Origin of the sequence: Paucibacter sp. KCTC 42545, from assembly GCF_001477625.1 — a bacterium.
Classification (GTDB): domain Bacteria; phylum Pseudomonadota; class Gammaproteobacteria; order Burkholderiales; family Burkholderiaceae_C; genus Paucibacter_A.
Genome location: NZ_CP013692.1, coordinates 4,622,126 through 4,643,024 on the forward strand (window position 1 = coordinate 4,622,126; position 20,899 = coordinate 4,643,024).

Genomic DNA, 20,899 nt, shown 5'->3' on the forward strand with positions numbered 1-20,899 from the left:
CGTTCTCGAGGCCACAACATGTTGAACCGACACCCATTCTTGCTATGCCTTTTCGCTGGACCATTCCAATCCTTCGACATTTCGACGCTCGGTTGGCGGCGCTCGCCAACGTCCCTTTTGCGCAGCCACACGAGGCGCCGAATTCCTGGTTCACCCGTGCCGCAGCGATGCAAGGGTGCACGGCCAAGGAATTCGCGACCTATTTGGGGTTCTCATTCCGACAAGACTTCGACAGCTTCTATTACTTTGCTTTCCGAAAAGTAAGGGCTACCTCGCCCCAGGTTCAAGGGCTTGAAGCAGGGCGCATCTATTTTGATTTTTCTAGGAAGAAGAAAGAGTTCGGATATACGCTGCCCAACCCTTACTACCGACGCGGTAGGTATCGTTTCTGCCCGCTTTGCCTTCAGACAGCGAGGGTTCCTTGCATCCATATGTACGCTCGCATGCGAGAGCTAGTCTTCTGTCCTTGGCATCGATGTTTACTTGAGGAGCAATGCCCGCATTGTCAAGTGCCTATCGAATTAGTGCAGGACATGATCCAGCCCGCTAAAGGCAAACCTGGGGTGGAGGATCTAAGTTTGTGTATGCAGTGTCAACAGCCATTGCATGCAGTGGTAGCGTTGCGCATCGACTATCGGATGCTGAATGCCATGCCACTCTGGCTACAGAATTGGGGGCGCAATGGGCCTGGGCCGATTGAGGGGCGAGGCATCAGCAGCGAACGCTACACGGAGTTCAGTGAACGACGGGCCAAAGCAAGGGAAGCGACCGAAGTCTAGCCAGGTTCGCACTGCTGAGAGCCGCTTGATCTTGCAGGCTCGACCAATTCATCTACGGTATCGAATTCGAAAACTAGGAACCAGCAACATGATCGGGAAACTGCTGCGCCTCATCACCTGAACTAATCCAAGAATCGCTACTTCAACAATCGGCCCCAGTATGCATTTGACCCCGCAAGTGCCCGCGCCAGCTGGCTGTTATTGCGACAGAACCGTAAATAGTCCTAGCACAGAGTCCGGTGGGTTGCTACCCCTGCAAGATGGGGGAGTGCGAGTTCGTGATTTTGCCGTTAGATTTGTCACACGGTCAGCAGTTCATGAGCAAAGTCATGGAGTGCCAGCAAAGTTGCTTCGGCTTCTTTGCGATCAGGACAAGGCTCATACCCAAATGGGGAGGGCCTGAATCGCAAACCCGGCGCGAGCCGGCGACGCAAAGCCTCCGGTGTTGGAGGGTTCCGTTTTAAACACGGGACCTTCGCAAGATAGCGGGGTTGCCGGTCTGAGTTCCTCAGGTCGTCATCAAGCTCAGCGTTAGTCGGCCCGCCTTCGAATCCTTTGAGGGTTCAGAGAGCATGGCTTTGACGCAAGCGTTGTTCAGGCAAGAAGTGATGCAGGCCAGCCAAGCTCAATGGCTCGGCAGTATTCGCATTGGCCGGCCACCCAGTTTTGCATGGGTCACCGGTATCTCGCTGAGCATGGCGTTGGCCTTGGTTACCTTTGCCATCTGTGGTGAAGTTACCCGCAAGGCCAAGCTGCCGGGCTTGTTGATGCCGACGGCCGGGATGCTGACCGTCAGCGCCCCACAAGTCGGGGTTGTGACTGAGTTGCTGGTCAAGGAAGGCGATCTGGTCGCAGCGGGTCAGCCGGTGATGCGGTTGCGAAGCGAGCGCACAACATCGCTTGGTGATGCAGCAATCCTCAACGCCCAGGCCTTGGCTCAGCGCCGGCAAACGCTAGAAACCGAGCGGATGCTGACGCAACAGCAGCAACGTCAACGACAGCAAGCCCTCAATGATCGACTGCGCAGCTTGGCCGCCGAAGAGCGTCAGGCTCAGGCTGAGTTGGAAACCAACCGTTTGCGAGCTGGCTTGGCGGCCAAGAGTCTGACCCGCTACGTCGAATTAGAGAAAGACAGCTTTGTTTCGGCCGTGCAACTGCAGCAGAAGCAAGAAGAGCTGCTGGACGTGCAACTGCGGGAGCGCAACGCCGAGCGAAGCTTGGCAGCCCTGCAGCGCGACATTCAAGCGGCAAAAGCAGAACTGCTCAACAACGAAACCAGTAGCAGCACCAGCCTGGCTCAAATTGATCGTGGGCTGGCTAGCCTCAGCCAGGAATTCACCGAAAACGATGCTCGCGGCGGATTGACGCTCACCGCACCCCAGGCAGGCCGGGTGAGCGCCATCACCATTCATCTGGGTCAGCCGGTGCAGGCTGGGCAGACACTTGTGAACTTGATACCAGAAAGTGCGCAGCAAGGCGCCTCAACCTTGGAGGCGCAACTCTACGCGCCGAGCCGAACAGCGGGTTTCGTCAAACCCGGCCAGGTTGTCTGGCTGCGCTATGCGGCCTACCCCTATCAGAAGTTCGGCATGGCTGAGGGCGAAGTGCAAAGCATCAGCCAGACCCCTATTGCTGCTCAGGATTTACCTGTCGGGCAGGGACAGGCCTTGCTCGCCGCTGCGCAGGCCAATGAACCCCTATACCGAATTAGTGTGAAGTTAAAAAAGCAGGACGTCACCACCTATGGCAATACGCAAGCGTTGAAGGCGGGAATGGCGCTTGATGCTGATGTCATGCAGGACCGCCGGGCAATATGGGAATGGTTGTTCGAACCCGTATTTGCCGCTTCGAGTCTTTTCAAAGATCTCGGAGGTGGAAATAGGTTCAGCCATAGCGAATGATTTTCTCAAAGCGCCAAAACGAAACAGCCGAAGATATTTTGATTGAATCAAGGAGTTTTGATTAAAAAATTCTACTGATTTAGTTAATGCAGAGTAAATGACGGCTGAAAATTTTTATGTGTTTTTCTGGCGGCCACTGGGGTCACGATTGCAATCTCCTCGGGCCAGTCTAGGGTGCGGTTGGCGGCAGATGTACTGTGCCGGAAAAGTATGCGACAGTCGATTCTGAGTAACGAATAGACTAAATTGAATTTTTCTTAGGGATCGATAAATTTAATCCCAATCTCTGCCTCGATATATTTGGGTTTTTGAGTATCAAGGTACCGCTGCTGAGGCAGGCTGTGGCTTTTGAATGGGGTCCGGCATAAAGTCGTTGGTTGTTTTGTGGCTGGCTATTGGGGCTGGCTAAAAATTCTTGAGAGAGACATTGGAAGTTGACGAAAATGTCGAAAAGCATTTGGCCAAAGTGGCTGGATTGTTGGTTGAAATTGAGGGATTTCAATTGGCAAATAAATCCTCAAAAAAAAGGGTGTATATGCGTATTTTGCAAAACGAAGAATTGAATTTGGCGTCAGGTGGAGATAGTTGGGCTGGTACTCCAGAAGGTCGAGCACCGTATGTGTCGCCATTTACTCAGTGCATGGTTGACTCTGTCGGATGGTCGCAGGCAAATGCAGTGATCGCTGGCCTCTATTGCGGCGGCAAGAAGGTTCTTCAAATGCTTTCCAGTGACAACCCGTAAGTAAATTTTAGAAGTGCTTTAGAACAAGGCCGGAGTGCATTGCATTCCGGCTTTTAAAAAATCAAATGAATAAAGCCAGAGCGTTTTTTGAAAATTTCTTGCTGCTAATTGTTTTGGCGGCCGCCTGTCAAATTATTGGTTCATTATTGAAGCATCTATTTTTTGGGTTCGTTGGTTCGCGTGAATGGTTGACTGAGAATTTTTTATTATCAATTTTCTTTCTGGTTGAAGCTGCAATTTTGGCGGTCGTTCTCGCGAGAGTCAACAGGGGTATCTCGATTGGGGACTTGCTTAAACCTTTTTGGCTTGAGACGTTGTTAATTTCTTTTGTATATTCGAGTGCTATTCTTGTTGTTGCAGTGGCCTGTAGTGGCAAAAATGTTGCGGAAATTTCACCGAATCTCATTAATCCATTCAATCCGGTTTCAGAATATTGGTGGGCCTCTTTTGTTGGTTTGTTGATTAAAGCCTTTCAAGAGGAGTTGCTGAATCGAGGCGTACTGCAGCCTTTGATGGGGGAAATGTTTTCTAGCGAAGTAATTGGCTTGGTTGTTGTTGCGGTTTTGTTCACGTTGGGGCACCCTACGGATAATTTCATGATAGTTTTTCCTGGGGCTGTGGCGCTGGGGGTTGTATTTTTAATAACTAAATCAGTATTGTCATGCTCGATTCTGCATATTTGCATGAATATTTCTTTTGATATTTTATTTGGGTCAAATTTCACTGTCTCGCCTTTGTTGGATTCGGCCGTTCTAGAGAATGTGCGCCCAGTATTCTTTCTTGTTGTAATGGCGATGGCTTTTGTTCATTTGTATTTGAAAAAATATCACCATAGTATGACTTAAAGGTTGAGTTGTTGATTAATTATGAAGAATATATGGCCTTCAAGAGTTGGAGTCAGAGCGTTCCAAATGCCTGATCAGTGGTGCATTGTTTTTGGCTTCAATGGTAGTCACGAGGTCGCATTTGATTGAAAGAATGTGGCGTTATATTTGTCGACAACAATGAGAATTGTTCTCCAATCTGAGTCTGCGGAATGTGGGCTAGCTAGTTTGTCTATGGTTTGCAGTGCCCATGGCCTGCATCATGAATTGGCAGATCTGCGCCGGCGCTTCCCTGTCAGCCTCAAAGGCGCAACCCTTCAGCACTTGATTGCGCATGCCGCAGCCCTTGGTTTTTCTTCGCGCCCATTGCGCCTTGAGTTGCATGAGCTTGGCGAATTGCAGGTCCCCTGCATCCTCCACTGGGATCTGAATCATTTCATCGTTCTCAAGAAAGTCCTTCACGGCGGCAAGGCCGCAGTGATCCTCGATCCGGCTGTTGGCGAACGACGCTTGTCGATGGGCGAGATATCTCGCCATTTCACCGGCGTGGCTTTGGAGTTGAGCCCCAATGCGGAGTTCAAATCCCAAGCCCCGGCGCCAAAGGTGTCATTGCGAGCCTTGACTGGCAAGGTCATGGGCCTTAAACGTTCGCTCCTGCAAATCTTTGCCGTGGCCGTGGTGCTGGAGTTGTTTGCTGTTCTTGCACCCTTGTTCAACCAGATGGTGGTGGATGATGTGCTGACCTCAGGAGACCGCGATCTGTTGTCAGTGCTGGTGATCGGCTTCGGCTTGCTGTTGGTGGTGCAGACTGCCGTCGGCCTGGCTCGGTCTTGGATGGTGATGGTCTTGGGCCAGACCTTGTCCTTGCAATGGATGGGCAACGTGTTCGCCCATCTGGTGCGCTTGCCGGTGGACTTTCTTGAGAAGCGGCACTTGGGCGACATCACCTCGCGCTTCGGCGCCGTCAGTGCCATTCAAAAGACTTTGACCACGGCCGCCATTGAGGCGGTGCTGGATGGCCTGATGGCCGTGGCCGCGCTGGTGATGATGCTGATCTATGCGCCTACGCTTTGCGCGGTCACCGTCACAGCCGTCGCAGCCTACGGCCTCCTGCGCTGGGTGGCCTACCGACCCTTCCGCGATGCCGCGGCCGAGCGCTTGGTGGTGGCCGCCAAAGAGAACACCCATTTCCTGGAAACCCTGCGTGCCATCACGCCGCTTAAGTTGTTCGGCCGGGAAGAAGAGCGCCGTGCCCGTTGGCAGAACCTGATCGTGGATGTGCAAAACCGCGATGTGCGCACGGCCAAGATGAGCATTGGCTTCACCACCGCCAACACCTTCATCTTCGGGCTGGAGAACTTGCTTGTGCTGTGGCTGGGCGCCAAGCTCATCATGACGGGGCAGCCGGTGCAGGCCGGGCAGACGCTCGTGAACTTGATTCCCGAAACTGCGCAGCAAGGCGCCTCAACCTTGGAGGCGCAACTCTACGCGCCGAGCCGAACAGCGGGTTTCGTCAAACCTGGCCAGGTTGTCTGGCTGCGCTATGCGGCCTACCCCTATCAAAAGTTCGGCATGGCTGAGGGCGAGGTGCAAACCATCAGCCAAACGCCTATTGCTGCGCAGGATTTGCCGGTCGGTCAGGGGCAGGCATTACTCACTGCGGCGCAGGCCAATGAACCCCTCTACCGGGTTAGTGTGAAGTTGAAAAAGCAGGCGATCACCACCTATGGCAACACGCAGTTGCTGAAGGCCGGCATGGCACTGGATGCCGACGTAATGCAGTACCGTCGGACAGTTTGGGAATGGGTGTTTGAGCCCATCTTTGCCACTTCTAGTTTTTTCAAAGAACTTGGAGGCAGACGTTCGTTCGCACATAGCGAATGAACTTCAAAGCTCCAGAACGGAACGATCGACCGTCTTTTCGATTGAATTAAGGAACTTAAATGAAAGAACTCTCTATTGATCAGGTTGCAGCAGTCAATGGCGGCGCAAACAATGGCTGGGGATTTGCGGGAGCTGTTCTAGCCGTAGCCGGCGGCACGATTGCAATCTGCACTGCCCCAGTCTGGGGTGCAGTTGGTGGCGTGTTGGCAATTGCTGCAGTCGGAGCAAATGCTCTCTCGTCTTACTCTTCGAGTGGCGGCACTTGCGGTGGTGGCCGCCAGCAAAACATGCAAGTAGTTGTTTCAGAGTGACGATTCAGCTAAGTGGAACTTAGTTAGGATTTAATGAGTTTGACTCTCGTTGTTGCGCCAAAAATTTTGCGGCGCAGCGATGTTCCTGAAAAATAATCAGGCAGACAAACAACTCTCAAAAAACATCTACAAAATTTCAGCCAATCGAAACTGGGCACTCATGCGTAACGAAGAATTCCGTAGGCGACTATCGGCTTCCTTGGTCATTTTGCAAAAAAACAATATAAGCGAATCATCATATTCGCCACCAATGTATAAGTTATATTGGAAAATTGGCTTCCGCCTGCCGCCTCCACATTTTTTGGGATTTTTTTCCAATATGTTAATTTCCGGGCTTCCACTAGGAATTTCCGCGGTTGGACTTTATATGATGGGCCACGAGAATTCAAGTGTGTTTATCCTGCAAATGATGCTGGAAATGCTAGTCGTCGCACTGTTTTTCACCGTGGCGTGGGGATCTGTCGTCGCGATGTTCTATGAAAGAGATCGCAAGCGGCACCAACTTCCGCGATGGAGTTCAATATAAATCATAGAGGTTGTTGATTTTTTGGATTTGAAGAATGCTTTTAAAAGCATATTTTACTTGCGAGATTTTACGCCAGTAATTGCGATTGAAATTAAATAGTCCATATGGTTATCTTCATGAAGAATACCAAATAATTTACAAATACAGTCCGACATGAATCATTACACGCGCGCAGCCCGGTAATTTTTGACAAGCTTCTTGCACTCTGAAGCCAGTTGTTCATATTTTTTAACATTAAGAAGAAAATTTATGAGGCCTGCCTTTCTTGCAATGGCGGTTGCACTTCTATCCCTTGTTGGAATTCTAGCGAAATACAAATTGGTGCGTTGGTTAACCTTGGCGACATCTGGTTTGCTAGTCGTGTCGGTTGTGCTGGGATTGCTAGGGTGATTTTCTGAATGTGGACTCCAACCCAATCCGAAGCATTTCGAATGCGCCCTCGCTTCCATCGCGATGATTTGCGGCGCCCACGGCTCGTATATAATGGGTGTTATAAGTGTGACATCATGGGCTGTTATCTATTTATATTCATTGCGCCATTTTTTATAATTACTGGGCTGCTCGCAAGAAAAGTATAAGGAAATCCATCCTAGTAGGTTGTGTTACTTGGGTTGTTGGTGCTTCAGGCCTGATTCTGGGGGGGGGTGATGCGCCAGGAATATTGCTTATAAAGTTTATTGCTCTTGCTGTTTCATGCTTCGCAGTCATTGCCTTTGGGGCCTGGTCCAGAAAGAATAAAATCTGAGCAGCTCTGTGGTAATAAGTCGATTGAATTTTGCCATTAAATTTCTTTATGTTTATTTATTTGCTAGATTGAAGTTGTCTACAGAAAGTTAATTTACATTAATTGCATGCGTTGCGCCGACGAAACGTGCATTTTTTGCTGCGGCAATTTCTCGCGCTTGGAAGAAGTGCGGGTCGAGTGCTTTACAGTTTTAAATCGGCAGCACGTCTTGATTCTGATGTAGATAAATCAAAGAAGGATGTGAAATTTTGGTGTTTGTATTATTTGTGGTGGCAGGGTCATATTTTTTTTCCAAAACTGTTATTTCAGCCAAAGCAGGTAGGCGTCATGCGCCTTGGGTAAATGCTTGCCTGGCGTGCTTGGCCGCCGTGGGACAAAGGCTGACATTTCCAGATCCGAATCCAGAACAAGTCTTTTGGACTTTGGTCGGCAGTGCAGGCTTATCTTGGTTGGGCATTCGCGCTGGACGGGCCTTAGCCAAGAGAGGCGAGTAGACCTTGACGCACAAATGAAGCTATCGCTCCAATCTGAAGCTAGCGAATGTGCGCTTGCCTGCCTTGCAATGATTGGCCGCGTCCATGGCCGGCATCAAGACTTAGCCGATCTACGACGTCGCTTCCCCGTCAGCCTCAAGGGGGCCACACTTCAGCAACTGATCTCGCATGCTGGCGCGCTGGGCTTTTCTTCCCGCCCCTTGCGTCTTGAATTGCATGAACTCGGCGAACTGCAAACACCCTGCGTCCTCCACTGGGACTTGAACCACTTCGTCGTTCTTAAGAAAGTTCTTCACGGCGGCAAGGCCGCAGTGATCCTCGATCCGGCAGTGGGCGAACGACGCTTGTCTATGAGCGAAATATCTCGCCATTTCACCGGCGTGGCTTTGGAACTGAGCCCCAATGCGGAGTTCAAGTCCCAAGCATCGGCACCGAGGGTGTCGATGCGAGCGTTGACCGGCAAAGTGATGGGGCTTAAGCGTTCGCTGTTGCAAATCTTTGCCGTGGCCGTGGTTCTGGAGATGTTCGCCATCGTGGCTCCCTTGTTCAACCAGATGGTTGTGGACGACGTGCTCACCTCGGGAGACCGCGATCTGTTGTCAGTGTTGGTGATCGGCTTTGCATTGCTGCTTGTGGTGCAGACGTCGATTGGCTTGGCTCGATCTTGGATGGTGATGGTCTTGGGTCAGACACTGTCCTTGCAATGGATGGGCAATGTGTTTGCTCATCTGGTGCGCCTACCGGTGGACTTCTTTGAGAAGCGCCACTTGGGCGACATCACTTCGCGCTTCGGCGCCGTCAGTGCCATTCAAAAGACTTTGACCACGGCCGCTATTGAAGCGGTGCTGGATGGCCTGATGGCCGTGGCCGCGCTGGTGATGATGCTGATCTACGCACCCACGCTTTGCGCGGTGACCGTCACAGCCGTCGTAGCTTACGGCCTCCTGCGCTGGGCGGCCTACCGACCCTTCCGCGATGCCGCAGCCGAGCGCTTGGTGGTGGCCGCTAAAGAAAACACCCATTTCCTGGAAACCCTGCGCGCCATCACGCCACTCAAACTGTTCGGCCGAGAAGAAGAGCGCCGTGCCCGCTGGCAGAACCTGATCGTGGATGTGCAAAACCGCGATGTGCGCACGGCCAAGATGAGCATTGGGTTTTCGACAGCCAACACCTTCATCTTCGGGCTGGAGAACTTGATGGTGCTGTGGCTGGGCGCCAAGCTCATCATGACCGGGCAGCAAGCGGGTGCGGTGACGATGACAGTGGGCATGCTGTTTGCCTACCTCAGCTACAAGGGCCAGTTCACGGGCCGCGTGTCGGCCCTGATCAATTACGCCGTGGAACTCAAGATGTTGGGCCTGCATGCGGAGCGCCTGGCTGATATTGCCTTGGAGCCGCCCGAGAAGGACGACGTGCCGGCAAACGATTTGCAGCACCTCGTGCCCAGCATTGAACTCAGAGGCGTCAGTTTCCGCTACGGTGAGGGCGAGCCTTGGATTTTGCGTAACGCTAACTTCCGAATCGAAGCCGGCGAGAGCGTGGCCGTCACTGGCCCATCGGGGGCGGGCAAGACGACCTTGCTCAAGATTGCGTTAGGCCTGCTTAAACCCAGCGAGGGTGAGGTCTTGTTCGGTGGCATGCCGGTGCGCCAATTGGGCCTGCAGAACTATCGCCGCCAGATCGGCACGGTGATGCAGGAGGATGCTTTGCTCACGGGCTCACTCAGCGACAACATCGCCTTCTTCGATGTGCAGCCCGATCAGGCCCGAATTCAGGCCTGCGCGGAATTGGCGCAGTTGCACGCCGACATTTGCCGCATGCCCATGGGCTACCAAACTTTGGTGGGCGACTTGGGCTCGGGCCTGTCGGGTGGGCAGAAGCAGCGGCTCTTGCTGGCGCGAGCCTTGTACAGGATGCCGCGCATCTTGGCGCTGGACGAAGCGACGAGTCATTTGGATTTGCAAAACGAACGCGCAGTCACCGCGGCCTTGAGCAACTTGCCGTTGACCCGTTTGATCATTGCCCATCGACCCGAAACGATTGCTGGGGCGCAGCGGGTGGTGATCGTGCGTGACGGGCAAGTGATGGAACTTGCCAGAGCCGTACCCGCCTTTGCTGAAAGTGAGCAGGCGTAGTTGAAAAGCCGGCGGCGAATTTTCAGAAAGTCATTGGGGGGCGGGCACGCCCCGAAATCACTCACTTGGAGACTTACGTGTATAACCAAAATAGATTTGCAACACTGGCGATTTTGACTAGCCTTCTCGCCACAAGTGTTTGGGCGCAGAACCCAAGCGCGCCGACGACGCCACTGGCGAACCGTGCTGCCGCGGCATCGACTGCTCGAGCTCCCGAGTTCGTGCGTGAGCTGGGAGGCATCGAAGAATACCGACTGGCCAACGGCCTCCAAGTATTGCTGTTGCCGGATGCGACGCAAACCACGACGACGGTCAATATCACTTATCGGGTGGGCAGTCGCCATGAGTCAGCCGGAGAGTACGGCATGGCCCATTTGCTGGAGCATTTGCTGTTTAAGGGAACAGAGAAGCAGCGTGATATTCCAGGTGCCATGGCTCAACGAGGCGTACGCTTCAACGGCACAACGACCGTGGATCGCACGAACTACTTTGCCAGCTTCAATGCGAACGCCGACACGCTGGGATTCCTGATCGATTTAGAAGCTGACCGCATGGTCAACAGCCGCATAGCACAGGCTGACCTTGACACCGAAATGACTGTGGTGCGTAACGAGTTCGAGCGCGGTGAGAATCATCCTTTTGCGGTCTTGAACCAACGCGTGAATGCGTCGGCCTACGCGTGGCATCCCTACGGTCACGCCACTATCGGCAGCAAGAGTGACATCGAGAATGTACCCATCACCAAGCTGCAAGCGTTTTACAAGCGCTATTACCGCCCCGATAACGCGACGCTGCTAATTGCGGGGGCCTTAGACAAGCCCGCCACTCTGGCGATGCTTGCGAAACACTTCGCCCCCCTGGTGAGTCCTTCCACGGCTGTGCCGCAGCCCTACACCGTCGAACCGGCCCAGGATGGCGAGCGAAGTGTCGTTGTTCGGCGCGTCGGGGGGCAGCCTATTTTGATGGCAAGTTACCACGTGCCGGCCATCACCCATCCAGATACGGCGCCGCTGCTGATTTACGGCTTGTTGATGAGCTTGCAGCCCAGTGGACAAATTTACAAGCAACTCGTCGAGCCCAAGCTGGCGGTTGCGGCTGGGCTATCTGGCGCCGGAGGGGTGGATCCTGGAACGATGAGCGCTGTTGCGGTCTTGGCACCGGATGCGGACACGGCAAAAGTTGAGTCGACCTTGTTGGACCTGGCTGAGGGGCGAAATGCCCAGCCATTTGACGAACGCGAGCTTGCACGGGTGCGTGAAATCGCGATCAATGGCTATCGCCAGCAAATGAAAGATCCTGAAGCACTCATTCAACAGATATCCAGCTTGATTGCAGCGGGTGACTGGCGGCTGCTGTTTCAACTGATGGATGAACTGCCGAAGGTCACCCTGGCTGATGTTGAGCGAGTGCGGGCGACCTATTTCCGTCCGGCTAATCGGACGGTGGGCCGATACCTGCCGGCCAAGGTCGTAGAACGGGTTGAAATTCCGACCGCACCGCCGCTGGCGCAGCGCCTCTCCACGCTGCAACCACCGCCCAAGGTCGAGGAAGGAGAGCAACTCAACCCTGAGCCGGAAGTGTTGGAGTCACGCATGACCCGCAACACCTTGCCCAGTGGCATTGTGTTGCACACCCTCCGGAAGCAAACGCGAAGCAACTCGGTGCAGGTGCAGTTGCATATGCAATGGGGTGATCGAGACAGCACCTTTTCGCGTCGTGGCACAGACTTGATTGCCAGTCTTTTACCTGAGGGCAGTAGTAAGACCAGCAAGCAGTTGGTATTGGATACGCTCATCAAGCTTCGAGCAGGTTTTGTTGCCAATAGCGGTGATCAGGGCGTGACGATCAATTTGACAGCCGAGCGGGACACTTTAATGCCTGCTTTGACCCTCGTCGCTGAACTCATGCGCGATCCGGCGCTGCCCCAAGATGCCTTTGATCGACTCCAAAAAGGAACCATCGCTGGCTTGCAAGCTTCGCGGCAGGAGCCAGAAACTCTGCGCCGCGAGGCCGCTCGCGAGCATCTCAACACAGCGCGTGGCGTGAGCTTTGGGCATCCCGACTACCTCCCTAGTCTGGACGACAAAATCCATGAAGCTCAAATCGCGACGCTCAGCGATGTGAAGAGCTTCTATTCCGACTACTGGTCGGCAAACACTATGCGTGTCAGCGCCGTAGGCGCTTTGCCTGACGGCCTTCCGGCTGAGATTGAGCGCTTGTTCGGCAACTGGAAAAACCCAAGGGCGGCGAAGTTCGTTCGCCATGTGCCCCAGTACCGGCCTGTGCCGGCGGCGCGCTTCGACGCTGTAGCGCGTGACAAGGCTAACGCCATTGTGCAACTGCAGGAGTTCTTTGCCATCAACAGTGAAGATCCCGAATACGCTGCGATGTCGTTGGCCGTCCACATCTTCGGTGGCGGCGGCCTCGAGAGCCGTTTGGCGGAACGCGTGCGTGTCAAAGAGGGTTTGAGCTACGGTGTCAGTGCTCAGCTCAAAGCGGGCTTCTATGGGGATGCCGGCAGCTTGACTATCCGAGGCACGTATGCCCCGGACAAGCGAGATCGTGTGATTGCGGTGGTACAGGAAGAAATCAAACGCATGAGCGAGGCCGGCATCACAGAAGCCGAACTGTCTCGTGCAAAGAAAGACCTCGCAGAGGCTCGTCGACAAGGTCGCACGGACATCGCCGCGCTGTCCGGCATGCTCAATGTCCTTGCTGAGCGGGGCGAGACTTGGGCAAAGGTTCAGGCCGAGGAAGCCGACCTTGCGGCAGTGACGGTGGACAGTGCCAATGCCGCCTGGCGCAAGTACTTACGTCCCGATGCCTTTGTGGTGTCTACCGCAGGGGACTTCAAGTAAGACGGGAACCTCCGCATGCCCAAGTCTGCTAGCCGCAACTCAAGGCACTTGGGCATATATCGCTGCGATTGTTCCTCAGTCCAAAACGCACGCGAGCTCGTCAGCTAACGACCAACTCGAGTCCAATCCCTGGGGCGGGCGTAGTGATGACAAGAAACTCATCATGTGCGGTCAGATGATGAGGTCGGAGTTGAGTCAAGCCGCTAGCAACGACCTGAGATGGCGGACGCCGAATGGATATTGGCCCCAAAACCGTAACGGCTCTATCAGCTCAAAGGTGCTACAGTTTGATCAGTTTGCCGGACTGGCTGTTTAGGTTGGCTGGGTTATGCGCCATCCACTCATCTGGATCGGCAAGGCTATGACACGGCGAACCGTCATTTCTTTCTCGGCCAACCGCGCCATGCGACTGAGGCCCAATTGGCTAAAACGATAAAAGACTATCCATGAACTACGCTAGCTTTTGGCAACGATTCCTCGCTGGAATCATTGATTTTCTCATTTTCTTGCCCATCATCTTCTTGCAGAATTGGCTAGAGGCTGACTCCAAGCTTGCCGGGTTTGTCCTTGCGCTAGCTACAGCGTTCGCTTTCTTTGCATACTCGCTGTGCTGTCACGCCAAGTACGGAAAGACGTTAGGGAAGCACATGGTTGGCATACGGGTAGTGACTGTGAGTGGGCAGCCTCTTGGTTGGCGCCGCGCGACGCTGAGGGTTTCCGTGGACGGCGTTCTTTCCATCCTTCAGGCCATTGCGACCATTTGGGCAATTGCGCACATACCGGATGCCCTCTACTACGGCGTAGGGTGGCAGGACCGAATTAAAAATCTTACGGCATATGAGCTCGCTTCTCTTTCATGGGTTGGTACGGCGACACAGATTTGGTACTGGAGTGAGCTTGTAGTCATGTTGCTGGACGATAAGCGCCGCGCTTTGCACGACTACCTTGCCGGCAGTGTCGTTATCTCGGAGGGGAAGTCACAAAGCACAGTGGCGTCCAGTGTCTAGCCCTTCTACAAGTACAGCTTTTCGGTGCCACCTAAGATTGATAGCTAAACGAATATATGAACCTGTTGGAATACCTCGAACGGAATCTTGATGGACAAAAAAGTCGGTTGCTATTGGCTCGCTGAACAAGCCGTGGCGAGCCGACCTCCGAGCTGCCAAGAGGCATGCTCACAGCGACTTGTAGAACGTGGCGTCGCTGAAGCCGCCTTGCCGGCACAGCTCCTTGATCGGCATGCCGGCCTCGGCCTGCTTCAGGAACCCAATGATTTGTTCCTCAGTGAATCTGCTCTTCTTCATGTCCATCATTCTCCTGGTTGATGGACTTCCTCTCCATTACGCTGGTACGGCTGGGAGGGTGCAGGTCACTTCAAGCCTCTGGGCAACTTCGGGGATACGGTCCAGATTGCCCAGATCGTGGATGACAACCTGGCGGCGGCCGAGATCCTGCATGGCGTACCTGGCGGTGACGGCTACAACCGGGCCGATGTACTGCCGGTCCTTATCGCCCGACATCGGGCCTACGATAAAGCCCGCGTCCTCTAGCTTGGCCCTCAACTCGTGCAGCTCCTGCTGGTCAGGTGCCTTCGTTGCGCCCGCCGCTTCGGTCCCGGCCTCTGTGCCATCCCGATCAATCCCGTGCGTCCAGCCTGGCACGTTGACGTAATAACGGATCGCCTTGGCGGCGCCGTGGCTCCATAGCTGCCCGGCCTCAACCATCTCAGCAAGATCACGCGAGGCAGTGGCGCGGGAAATACCAGTCAGCTTCATGTATTTGTCGGCGTTCAGGCCGCCAAGGAAGCCGCCGTTGCCATCATCCAAGAGCCGCTGCAGAACCTTGCGCTTTCGGTCCGGCAGTCCTTTACTGAGCGCTTCCCAGAACTGCCGCTTCTCGATGGCCCGGTCAATGATCTGACTGGTCTGCTCGTAGGCTGCCGAACACTGGGTAGCAAACCACTGCACCCACTTGGTCACGTCGCCGTCGCCACGCTGTTCATGATTGAGTGCGTCGTAGTAAGCGCCGCGGTTCTTCTCAAGCTGCGTGGACAGGCTGATCAGTCGCACGGGCTGACGAAGGTGCTGCATCATGGCCATATCGACAATGGCTCGGCCCAAGCGTCCGTTGCCATCCTCGAACGGGTGGATGCTCTCGAACCAAACATGAGCAATGGCTGCTCGCGCCAAGGCATCGATGCGCCGGCCACCTGCGCCGCCTGCAGGGGAAGGTGCCGTTGCGTTGAACCAGTTCAGGAAGCGCTGCATGTGCTCCGGCACGTCCTTGGACGGCGGGGCTTCGTAGTGAACCTTCCCGTGTTCCATCGTGCCGCTGACGATCTGCATCGGGTCTGGATGGTTGCGGTAGCGACCGACGACGATGCTTCGGATTCTTGTGGTGCTTCCCGGAAACAGCGCCGATTGCCAGCTGCGTATTCCACGCCATGGCGGACACCATTCCACGTTGATGGCGGACAGCATTCCAGCGTCATCGCGGACACCATTCCACGCTGATGGCGGACAGCGTTCCATTTTGATGGCGGACACTTTGGCTGTGTCCTGAGTGACTCCAACGAGGCATAGGCTGCCCGGTCTTTTCACCGGAACCCAGCGATGCCCACACCGAGAGTCACCATGAGCAAGATTCGACACACTTTGCAACTGCTGCACAGCGGCAAACTCAGCCAGCGCCAAATTGGCACCTCGCTGGGCATCTCCAAATCCACGGTCAGTGAGATCGCCAGTTATGCCCGCGTCGCCAGGCTGGACTGGAACGCCGCTCAGGCTTTGAGCGACGCCGAACTGCAGGGCCGGCTTTACCGGCCCGCTGTGGCACGCCAGTCCCGCCACCTGGAGCCCGACTACGCCACACTTCACATCGAACTCAAACGCCCCGGCGTCACCTTGCAGCTGCTCTGGGAGGAATACCAAGCACAACACCAGGGCCAGGCCTACAAGTACAGCGCCTTTTGCGAGAAGTACCAGCAATGGGCCCAGCGCTTGAGGCGCTCCATGCGCCAGACCCATGAGGCCGGCGACAAGCTCTTCGTGGACTATGCCGGGCAGACCGTGCCCATGGTGGATGCCGCCACTGGCGAGATCACCCAGGCGCAGGTGTTCGTGGCCGTGCTGGGCGCATCGAACTACACCTATGCCTGCGCCACGCCGGCCCAGAAGGCCGCCGACTGGGTCGCCTGCATCATCGCCACGCTGGAGTTCATCGGCGGGGTGCCCCGTCTGCTCGTGCCTGACCAGCCGCGTGCGCTCATGATCCGGCCCGACCGCTACGAGCCCACCAGCCACCGCTTGCTGGATGAGCTCTCCCACCACTACGGCCTGGCCGTGCTGCCAGCCCGACCGGCCAAGCCGCGCGACAAGCCTAAGGTCGAGGTGGCCGTGCAGGTGGTCGAGCGCTGGATTCTGGCGCGCCTGCGCCATCAACAATTCTTCAGCCTGGCCGCCTTGAACAAAGCCATTGCGGCCCTGCTGCAAGAGCTCAACCAACGCCCGTTCAAGAAACTGCCCGGCTGCCGTGCCAGCGCCTTTGCCAGCCTGGATCGGCCTCTCCTGGGGCCCTTGCCGGCGACGCGCATGGCCATCGCTCGCTTCAAGCCCGCGCGGGTCAACATCGACTATCACGTTGAACTCGATGGGCATTACTACTCCGCCCCCCACCGCCTGGTGGGCCGGCGGGTGGAGCTGCGCATCACGGCCACCACGCTGGAGGTGCTGGAGGGCCAGGCCCGCGTGGCTGTCCATGCCCTGAGCCCGCACCGAGGGGCCCACTCCACCGCGCCCGAGCACATGCCACCCTCGCACCGGGCGCACCTGCAATGGACGCCGGACAAGCTCATCACCTGGGCCGAGGGCATCGGTGCGGCCACTGCCGCCGTGGTGCGCTGGCAGATGGAGCGCCGCGCCCATCCCGAGCAGGGCTACCGATCCTGCCTGGGCCTCATGCGCCTGGGCCGGGAGTACGGCCATGAACGACTGGAGGCCGCGTGCGCGCGTGCCCAGTCGATTCGTGCGCCAAACTACAAAAGCGTCGCCTCCATCTTGCAGTGCGGCCTGGATCAGCGTCCCATCGATGCGCCGCTGCCCACCCAAACCAGTTTGCCCCTGCACGCAAACCTGCGCGGCCCCGACTACTACCACTGAGGCCGGACACAAGGCCCGGCAGGGGCCTGTGTTTATCGAAGAACCCGATTCATAACGTCTAACTAAGACGCCAAACAAAACACCGATTCAACAAGGAATCAACATGCTCAACGAACACACACTGCAACAACTCAGAACGCTGCGCCTAGACGGCATGGCAGCAGCCCTGACGGATCCTGCCAACCAGATCCACGTTGCCGAACTCCCCTTTGACCAACGCCTTGCGTTGCTGGTACAGCGGGAGCTGGACTGGCGCGACGGCAAACGCCAGGAGCGGCTGCTCAAAGCCGCCCGGCTGAAGGTCTCCACAGCCTGCCTGGAAGACATCGATTGGCGCAGCAACCGCGGACTCAGCCGCGACACCATCCAAACACTGGCTGGCGGAGACTGGCTACGCCACGGGCATAACGTTTTACTCACAGGTGCCACCGGTTGCGGCAAAACCTGGCTGTCCTGCGCGCTGGGCCAGCAAGCTGCACGATTGGGCTTCTCGGTTTACTACGCCCGCGCCCCGCGCCTGCTGGAGGAACTGCATGTGGCGCACGGGGACGGCAGCTTCACCCGTCGGCTGGCTCAACTGGCCAAACTGGACCTACTGATTCTTGACGACTTTGCCATTGCCCCCATTGCCGCACACGAGCGCAATGACCTGCTGGAGTTGCTGGATGACCGCGTGGGCAGCCGCGCCACACTCATCACCAGCCAATTGCCGGTGACGGCCTGGCACACCTGGCTGGATGATCCCACCTTGGCTGACGCCATCCTGGACCGCATCGTGCATGGCTCACACAAACTGGCCCTCAAAGGGGAGTCCATGAGGAAGCTGGCCAACGGGCGTTGATGCCCCTGCGCCACCCGGCCACTAAACGCTCATCTGAGGTCTGTGCGTTACCATCCCCGCCGTCACTCAGGATCCCAGTCCGGGGTGTCCGCCATCGCGTGGAACACTGTCCGCGATGAGCGTGGAATCGGTGTCCGCGATCAATGGAATACGCAGCCAGCGGCACAGGCGCTCCTCGGTGAGAGCCTGATCATGGACCATCATGGCATCACTGATCACGTCCACCAGACCGTCAACGTGGCGGTCGCTGGAACCTGTGTTGGCCAATCCGAGTCGACGTAAGACCGAAGACCGTACCGAATCGGCGTTGAGCCGCTCGCCTTCGATAGCGGCCGTGGAAAGCACTTCGGCGGTCAACACATCGAGCGCAATTTGGCTGGTGCTGCCCAGGCCGATTGCAGAGGCCTTGCCTGATACCAGGCCGTGCATGGTGTAAGCCTCGGCCAGCTCGGGCGCAGCGAGTGCGGCGTCGTAGACTAGACGAGGCCAGTTCGGTTGTACCCAGATCCAAGTGCTCATGAGGCGAATCGTACGTCGTTCGCCTCATTTTGTGAGGCAATTCAACAGGGATTTGCCTCAACGGCATTGCCTTATCCATATGCCAGCCCATTGCTGGCGTCGCAAGCGCTTGAAGCACCGACGACGATGATCCGTTCGGTTCGAACCAGTGCTGGCACCGACCTAGACAAGCCTCGTTTTCACTTCCGCATTTCGTGCTGGCCCCCCCTTGGCCAGCAAGGGTCATACGGCCCTCCAGGCTTTCGCTTTGCGTTTAAGTTGGAATCGCCAAGTAAGGTATAGGCCTGAAGGCGCTCTTTGCGCCCTTGTTCGAACTATCGGATTACCTCCGGCTCTGCTCAAAACAGATCAGTGCTCTCGTCGCCGCCCTCGGTCGCATCGGGCGAAGGCGGCGCCACGTCCAGCGGCGGAGGTGCAGGCTGAGCGGCCAGGGCCTCGTATAAATACTGAAGCCGCAGTAGCAATTCGTCGAATGTGATCACGGCGACGTCCTTCACGACGTTCCTAAAGGCTTCGAACGCTTCCCGTTCTGCCTTGGCCGTCGGCGTCTTGCCGATCAAAACGACGGCCTGCGGCGAGTACAACTCGGCGTTTGACAGCGCCCCATTGTCCTCGCCCTTGAGGTTGTGCCAACCAGTGGTGAGCCGCCGACGCTGACCCAGCACCTGGGTGATAGAGCCCACCAGCTCCGTGGATGGGCACGGCTGCTCGGCGCGATACGCCGTCAGCAGATCCGTCTCCGGCGACTTGATCTCAATGAGCGCAACATTGCCGGTGCCTTGCCCACGCATGAGGAAGTCAGAAAATCTGCCGCCCTTGCCGTCGACCCTCTTTCCGTGCACATATGGCGTCTCCTGCACGAACACCGTAGGTACCGTGAACACGAGCGAGAGGATGAAGGTGTTCGCCTCGAAGAAGCGCTGCCACTTAGTCTCTTTCAGACCCTTGGTCAGCATGTCCTCATACTTGGCGATCATCTCCTGCAGCGTCACGCGCTCGATCTTGGCAGCCAGCTCGTACAAGACATCCGGTGCATTTTTTGCGATGGCCTGAGCGTTCTCGGAGACCATTCCCACGACACTGCGCTGCGACGTCTTCGGGATGCCTGCGTAGTTTCGCCCGACCTGGACCAATTCGTACATGGCCTCGGGGCTGAGCTTCTTCTGGCGTGGCGGAAACTTATTTTCGTCCATCGCCGACAGCAGCGAGTTGTGGGCAAGAATCAGCTTCTCTGTTCTCGCCTGTCGCTGATGCCGCGACGAAATTGATCTCATTCCACGCACAAGGCGCTTCAAGTACAGCTCGCTGATGACGTAGAGGTCATCTTTGAGATACGGCGGCTTGTCCCCGCCTTGGATGAAGATTAGTACTCCGCTTGCCGCGGCAGCGATGGACTGGGGGATCGACCGATCGAGACTGGTGAAGCCCAGCCCGTTCAGCGGATTGGTCTCCAACCCCTCGGGAAGGCGTTCGAGCAGGCTTTGCACGTCACCGTCGCCCTCCGGCTCTTCCCAGGCGTCATGGCGACGCCGGCCGATGACTATCCGATCGATGCCTTCATATTTGGGTTCGTATCCGTTGACCGTGCTCTTGAACGGATAGATGGTGAGCAAGCCATCCGCCACGGTCATAAGTCGCCACCGGCGAACCATGTCCATAAGGTGGTTTGGCGGCGGCATCAGATGGAAATAGACGTCGGTTCCGCCTTCTGCGCACTTCTCGCAGTCGAAGGTGATTCGATCTGCCAACTGGTCCTGAATGCCCAGCGCCTGCCAGACTGATTTTGTCGCCATCGCCACACTCCCTTTTGGCGAATTCTGCGTCAAGGAGGAGGCACAGCTGGCGCGGCTCTGGTGGCTCTCACGCTAGGTAGGCCAGTTGAGGCGGTGAGCATCGGCAGCGCTCAGCGCGCTGGCCCACACTTATCTCCAAGACGCGCCCGCTAAGGCGCCCTCCGTAAAAGTTCAGACATGAACGAACAAAGTTCAGAGATGAATGGTTTTCGACACCGACATCCGGAGTGACCCGGTCAGCGTCACGTTCGCGCGCGAGCTGTGAGTTCTTGCATAGCTTCATTCGGCAAATGCATAAACCCGGGGTTTCGGCGAGTTACGGCATGGTTACATTGGGGTGACAATCACGTCTGTGCGAGCCCCAACCGGGGCTCGTGCTGCTGCACCAGT

The 20,899-nt window shown here is 56.0% G+C and carries 15 protein-coding genes, 2 pseudogenes and 1 riboswitch; of the genes and pseudogenes, 13 read left to right on the plus strand and 4 right to left on the minus strand.

Annotated elements, in window-relative coordinates; translation table 11 throughout:
* Nucleotides 1-44: 44 nt before the first annotated feature.
* The 11 genes and pseudogenes from AT984_RS19760 to AT984_RS19800 all read left to right on the plus strand — a co-directional run bounded on the left by AT984_RS19760 (nt 45) and on the right by AT984_RS19800 (nt 14,206).
* The gene (locus AT984_RS19760) at nt 45-779 is read left to right on the plus strand and encodes a TniQ family protein (protein ID WP_082680204.1); all 735 of its coding nucleotides are present in this window, start codon (nt 45-47) and stop codon (nt 777-779) included.
* A gap of 395 nt (nt 780-1,174) precedes the next feature.
* Nucleotides 1,175-1,278: riboswitch (cyclic di-GMP riboswitch) on the plus strand.
* Between the two features lie 73 nt (nt 1,279-1,351).
* Nucleotides 1,352-2,680 (plus strand): HlyD family secretion protein, encoded by a 1,329-nt coding sequence (locus tag AT984_RS19770; protein WP_058721567.1) that lies wholly within the window; start codon nt 1,352-1,354, stop codon nt 2,678-2,680.
* 427 nt (nt 2,681-3,107) lie between these two features.
* Nucleotides 3,108-3,422 (plus strand): hypothetical protein, encoded by a 315-nt coding sequence (locus AT984_RS23100; protein WP_156422132.1) that lies wholly within the window; start codon nt 3,108-3,110, stop codon nt 3,420-3,422.
* Nucleotides 3,423-3,487: 65 nt separating this feature from the next.
* Entirely contained in the window at nt 3,488-4,267 is a 780-nt protein-coding gene (locus AT984_RS19775; protein WP_058721568.1) for a CPBP family intramembrane glutamic endopeptidase, read from the plus strand.
* A 213-nt stretch (nt 4,268-4,480) separates the two neighbouring features.
* A pseudogene (locus tag AT984_RS24020) lies at nt 4,481-4,759 on the plus strand (cysteine peptidase family C39 domain-containing protein); the annotation flags it as partial.
* Nucleotides 4,760-4,879: 120 nt separating this feature from the next.
* Nucleotides 4,880-6,130 carry an ABC transporter transmembrane domain-containing protein gene (locus tag AT984_RS19785; protein WP_231741470.1) on the plus strand — a complete coding sequence of 417 codons (1,251 nt, stop codon included), beginning with the start codon at nt 4,880-4,882 and terminating at the stop codon, nt 6,128-6,130.
* Nucleotides 6,131-6,189: 59 nt separating this feature from the next.
* Nucleotides 6,190-6,441, plus strand: a complete 252-nt coding sequence (locus AT984_RS23105; RefSeq protein WP_156422133.1) for a hypothetical protein — start codon at nt 6,190-6,192, stop codon at nt 6,439-6,441.
* 49 nt (nt 6,442-6,490) lie between these two features.
* Nucleotides 6,491-6,967 carry a DUF6404 family protein gene (locus AT984_RS23110; protein ID WP_156422134.1) on the plus strand — a complete coding sequence of 159 codons (477 nt, stop codon included), beginning with the start codon at nt 6,491-6,493 and terminating at the stop codon, nt 6,965-6,967.
* 1,253 nt (nt 6,968-8,220) lie between these two features.
* Nucleotides 8,221-10,341, plus strand: a complete 2,121-nt coding sequence (locus AT984_RS19790) for a peptidase domain-containing ABC transporter (protein WP_058721571.1) — start codon at nt 8,221-8,223, stop codon at nt 10,339-10,341.
* 77 nt (nt 10,342-10,418) lie between these two features.
* Nucleotides 10,419-13,199, plus strand: a complete 2,781-nt coding sequence (locus AT984_RS19795; protein ID WP_156422135.1) for a M16 family metallopeptidase — start codon at nt 10,419-10,421, stop codon at nt 13,197-13,199.
* Nucleotides 13,200-13,645: 446 nt separating this feature from the next.
* Nucleotides 13,646-14,206 (plus strand): RDD family protein, encoded by a 561-nt coding sequence (locus tag AT984_RS19800; protein WP_058721573.1) that lies wholly within the window; start codon nt 13,646-13,648, stop codon nt 14,204-14,206.
* Between the two features lie 180 nt (nt 14,207-14,386).
* Here AT984_RS19800 and AT984_RS19805 read toward each other — a convergent pair.
* Together AT984_RS19805 and AT984_RS19810 are read right to left on the minus strand one after the other, a co-directional pair.
* Nucleotides 14,387-14,503: pseudogene (locus AT984_RS19805) on the minus strand (transposase); the annotation flags it as partial.
* Between the two features lie 36 nt (nt 14,504-14,539).
* Nucleotides 14,540-15,745: a Fic family protein gene (locus tag AT984_RS19810; protein ID WP_231741471.1), complete on the minus strand. Its 1,206-nt coding sequence runs from the start codon at nt 15,743-15,745 to the stop codon at nt 14,540-14,542.
* A 66-nt stretch (nt 15,746-15,811) separates the two neighbouring features.
* Here AT984_RS19810 and istA point away from each other — a divergent pair, with 66 nt between their 5' ends.
* Entirely contained in the window at nt 15,812-17,356 is a 1,545-nt protein-coding gene (istA, locus tag AT984_RS19815; protein ID WP_058721575.1) for an IS21 family transposase, read from the plus strand.
* Nucleotides 17,357-17,459: 103 nt separating this feature from the next.
* Complete coding sequence (gene istB / locus AT984_RS19820; protein WP_058719889.1) at nt 17,460-18,197, plus strand: IS21-like element helper ATPase IstB; 738 nt, start codon at nt 17,460-17,462, stop codon at nt 18,195-18,197.
* 66 nt (nt 18,198-18,263) lie between these two features.
* Here istB and AT984_RS19825 read toward each other — a convergent pair whose 3' ends face one another.
* Both AT984_RS19825 and AT984_RS19830 read right to left on the minus strand, forming a co-directional pair.
* Entirely contained in the window at nt 18,264-18,716 is a 453-nt protein-coding gene (locus AT984_RS19825) for a DUF4172 domain-containing protein (RefSeq protein WP_058721576.1), read from the minus strand.
* A 338-nt stretch (nt 18,717-19,054) separates the two neighbouring features.
* Nucleotides 19,055-20,509 carry a Shedu immune nuclease family protein gene (locus tag AT984_RS19830; RefSeq protein WP_058721577.1) on the minus strand — a complete coding sequence of 485 codons (1,455 nt, stop codon included), beginning with the start codon at nt 20,507-20,509 and terminating at the stop codon, nt 19,055-19,057.
* Nucleotides 20,510-20,899: the final 390 nt, after the last annotated feature.

Bases quoted from the DNA above. Each gene is read 5' to 3' on its own strand.
- AT984_RS19760 (WP_082680204.1), top strand. From the start codon at position 45: ATGCCTTTTCGCTGGACCATTCCAATCCTTCGACATTTCGACGCTCGG.
- AT984_RS19770 (WP_058721567.1), top strand. From the start codon at position 1,352: ATGGCTTTGACGCAAGCGTTGTTCAGGCAAGAAGTGATGCAGGCCAGC.
- AT984_RS19775 (WP_058721568.1), top strand. From the start codon at position 3,488: ATGAATAAAGCCAGAGCGTTTTTTGAAAATTTCTTGCTGCTAATTGTT.
- AT984_RS19785 (WP_231741470.1), top strand. From the start codon at position 4,880: ATGGGCCTTAAACGTTCGCTCCTGCAAATCTTTGCCGTGGCCGTGGTG.
- AT984_RS23105 (WP_156422133.1), top strand. From the start codon at position 6,190: ATGAAAGAACTCTCTATTGATCAGGTTGCAGCAGTCAATGGCGGCGCA.
- AT984_RS19790 (WP_058721571.1), top strand. From the start codon at position 8,221: ATGAAGCTATCGCTCCAATCTGAAGCTAGCGAATGTGCGCTTGCCTGC.
- AT984_RS19800 (WP_058721573.1), top strand. From the start codon at position 13,646: ATGAACTACGCTAGCTTTTGGCAACGATTCCTCGCTGGAATCATTGAT.
- istA (WP_058721575.1), top strand. From the start codon at position 15,812: ATGCCCACACCGAGAGTCACCATGAGCAAGATTCGACACACTTTGCAA.
- istB (WP_058719889.1), top strand. From the start codon at position 17,460: ATGCTCAACGAACACACACTGCAACAACTCAGAACGCTGCGCCTAGAC.
- AT984_RS19825 (WP_058721576.1), bottom strand. From the start codon at position 18,716: ATGAGCACTTGGATCTGGGTACAACCGAACTGGCCTCGTCTAGTCTAC.
- AT984_RS19830 (WP_058721577.1), bottom strand. From the start codon at position 20,509: ATGGCGACAAAATCAGTCTGGCAGGCGCTGGGCATTCAGGACCAGTTG.